The organism is Thomasclavelia sp. (assembly GCF_017889095.1).
Lineage (GTDB): Bacteria > Bacillota_I > Bacilli_A > Erysipelotrichales > Coprobacillaceae > Thomasclavelia.
Genome location: NZ_JAGHEW010000025.1, coordinates 1 through 2,875 on the forward strand (window position 1 = coordinate 1; position 2,875 = coordinate 2,875).

General features: G+C 28.7%; 4 protein-coding genes. All 4 read left to right on the top strand.

What is annotated here, in order from left to right; translation table 11 throughout:
* The coding region (locus J7M77_RS01175) for a MarR family transcriptional regulator (RefSeq protein ID WP_296875166.1) at positions 1 to 446 on the top strand (446 nt) is incomplete at its 5' end.
* A gap of 60 nt (positions 447 to 506) precedes the next feature.
* Complete coding sequence (locus J7M77_RS01180) at positions 507 to 1,304, top strand: MurR/RpiR family transcriptional regulator (RefSeq protein WP_296875167.1); 798 nt, start codon at positions 507 to 509, stop codon at positions 1,302 to 1,304.
* 134 nt (positions 1,305 to 1,438) lie between these two features.
* Complete coding sequence (locus tag J7M77_RS01185; protein WP_296875169.1) at positions 1,439 to 2,719, top strand: PTS transporter subunit EIIC; 1,281 nt, start codon at positions 1,439 to 1,441, stop codon at positions 2,717 to 2,719.
* The coding region (locus J7M77_RS01190) for a family 1 glycosylhydrolase (RefSeq protein ID WP_296875170.1) at positions 2,712 to 2,875 on the top strand (164 nt) is incomplete at its 3' end. The genes J7M77_RS01185 and J7M77_RS01190, both read left to right, overlap by 8 nt.

A 2,875-nucleotide genomic window follows, 5' to 3' on the forward strand; every position in this document is an offset into this window, starting at 1 on the left:
GAGAAAATATGCAATCAAGAGATAAAATTGATTTAATTTATAGCTCAGTAAATGGAATTGATCGAATTTATCAAAAATGGGCAAAAAGTCAAAATGTAGGTTATTATGATATGCTTTTATATTATGCCTTGATGGAAATTGATAACCAGGGAATGACCCAGGTACAGTTTTATAAAGAATTAGATATTCCTAAAACTACGGTTAATAGTATTGTAAAAAATCAATTAAAACAAGGTTATATCTATTTTGAAGTTAATCCCAAAAACAAAAAAGAAAAATTAATTTATTTAAGTGAATCAGGCTTAGAATACGCTAAAAAGTTGATCTTGCCTTTATTTGCAATCGAAGAACATGCAGCATCATTAATAGATGATCAAGAAGTAGAAATGTTTTCTAAAATTCTATCAACTTATGCTAAAGGCTTGTTAGAGAAAATGAATCTTTAAAGATAGCTTTTTCATTAGATTAAGAATATAATATAATGAAAAGGCTGGGAAGGTGAAAATATGATTAAAGATTCAGTTTTATCAATATTATTAAGATATACAAATTCTCAATATAAAAAAGATTCTAATTACGATTTAGCCTGGATGTTATTAAAATATTATAATGATATACCGGATATGACTATTAATGAGTTGGCAGATAAATGTTATGTATCTAGTTCAACGTTATCACGATTTACAAAAAATATTGGATTTGAATCTTTTTTGGAATTTAAAGAAGCTTGTAGAAATACTTTAAAAATAATGGATACTGATTATTCATTAGCTGTATCTAAAGCCAAAAAAGAAGATATTCAGCCAATTTTTTCTAGATATACTAAACATGTTATTGATAATATTCAATTTGTCTATGATCATTTAGATTATCATCAGTTGGATAGAATTACCCAAAAGATGAATGAAAGTGAAAATATAGCTATGCTAGGAATGGAGTTTTCGACATTACTAGGACAGCATTTTCAAAATCGATTAGCACTAGTAAATAAATACGTTAAAATCGGTTTAACATATGATGATCAGTTGAATATTGTTGAAACGATCAATGGACCAGCAGTCGTTTTTATTGCTTCAATTGAAGGTGGATATTTTTATCGTAATGATGAAATAATGAAAAAATTGTTATCAAAAAATAATATTTATATTGTTGTTTTGACAATGAATCTACAAAATAAATTAATTAAAGAAGCAAATGAAGTAGTATTATGTAGTAAAGAAAATAGTGATACTGAGGGAAGAATATCTTTGTTATATATTATTGAGTTGATAATTATGTATTATTGCATTAATTATTCCCATTAGATTTTCATTTTTTGAAAACCAAGCATTAATTTTGAAAATGCTTGGTTTTTTTTGACGACTTAAAATGGGTCTTTTTTTGTTACAATATTTTTAGACAAAGGCCAATGTCAATAAAATACATAAGGAGATAAAAAATGGATAAGTTTACAAGTTTAATAGAAAAAACACTTGTTCCAATTGCTAACAAGTTATCAAATAATAAATATTTAAAAGCTGTAAGTAATGGGTGCATGTCTTTATTAGGGGTAATTATGCTAGGTGCTGTCTTTTCAATTTTTGTTAATATTTCATGGCAGCCTTACAATGATTTTATGGCTAAATATGGTTTAGACACAATCGTATCATTTGTACCAGCAGTAACAACAGATTTATTAGCGGTATATATGGCTTTTGCAGTTGGTTTTCGTGGGGCTGATTGCTTTGATAATGGAAGCTATAATATGACATCAGGATTACTTTCATTAGTAGCATTTATGCTTCTGACACCATTAAATACAACTAGTTTAGAAGGGATTAGTTTTTTTGATGTGAGTTATTTAGGAACAAAAGGAATATTTGTAGCTATTATAACAGGAGTTTTAGTTTCTAAATTATTGTCAGTAATTGTTCATAAAAATATTCGAATTAAAATGCCTGATGGGGTACCACCAATGGTTAATGAATCATTTTCTTCATTGATTGCTGGTTCGTTAATTACTATTGTTTTCATTATTATAAAAGTATTATTTTCGATTACATCGTATGGTAATGCTAATGATTGTATTTATACATTAATTCAAACGCCATTACAATCATTGACAGGAAATCTTCCAGCATTCTTATTATGTATTTTAGTAGCCCAGATGTTATGGTTTTTTGGAGTTCATGGCTCAATGACAGTTTTACCAATTCTATTTCCTATTTGGATTAGCTATATTGGAGAAAATACTGCAGCTATTGCTGCTGGAGAAACGGTACCACATGCTTTAAATATTGGAATGTGGGATTTAGCTAATTTAGGAGGTTCTGGAGCAACGATAGGTTTAGTTATTTTGATGTTCTTTACAGCTAAAAGTAAGCAGTATAAGCAATTTGGAAAACTAACATTACCTTGCGGTATCTTTAGCATCAATGAACCAGTAATGTTTGGTTTGCCAATGATCTTGAATCCGTTGATGTTAATACCATTTATTTTATGTCCAATTATATTAGTGGTTTTAGGATATTGTTTAATTCAAATTGGTTTAGTAACTGCACCAATAGGAATTTTAGGTTTAGGCTCTATGCCACCGTTTATTTCGGGAATAATGCAAGGAAGTATTAGCTGGGGAATATATCAGTTGGTAGCCATTATAATTTCAGTTGCAATCTATTATCCATTCTTTAAAGTTATTGATAAACAAGCTTTACAAAAGGAGCAAGAAAAAAATGGATAATCAATTTTTGTGGGGCGCTTCTACTAGCGGATTTCAAGTAGAAGGTGGATATAATGAAGATGGTAAAGGATTAGCAACAACTGATATTAGAAAGGTTCCTAAAAATATTGCGGATAGTAAAGTGGCTAGTGATCATTATCATCATTATCAAGAAGA

Coding starts and splice junctions, on each gene's coding strand:
- J7M77_RS01180 (WP_296875167.1), top strand. CDS start 507: ATGATTAAAGATTCAGTTTTATCAATATTATTAAGATATACAAATTCT.
- J7M77_RS01185 (WP_296875169.1), top strand. CDS start 1,439: ATGGATAAGTTTACAAGTTTAATAGAAAAAACACTTGTTCCAATTGCT.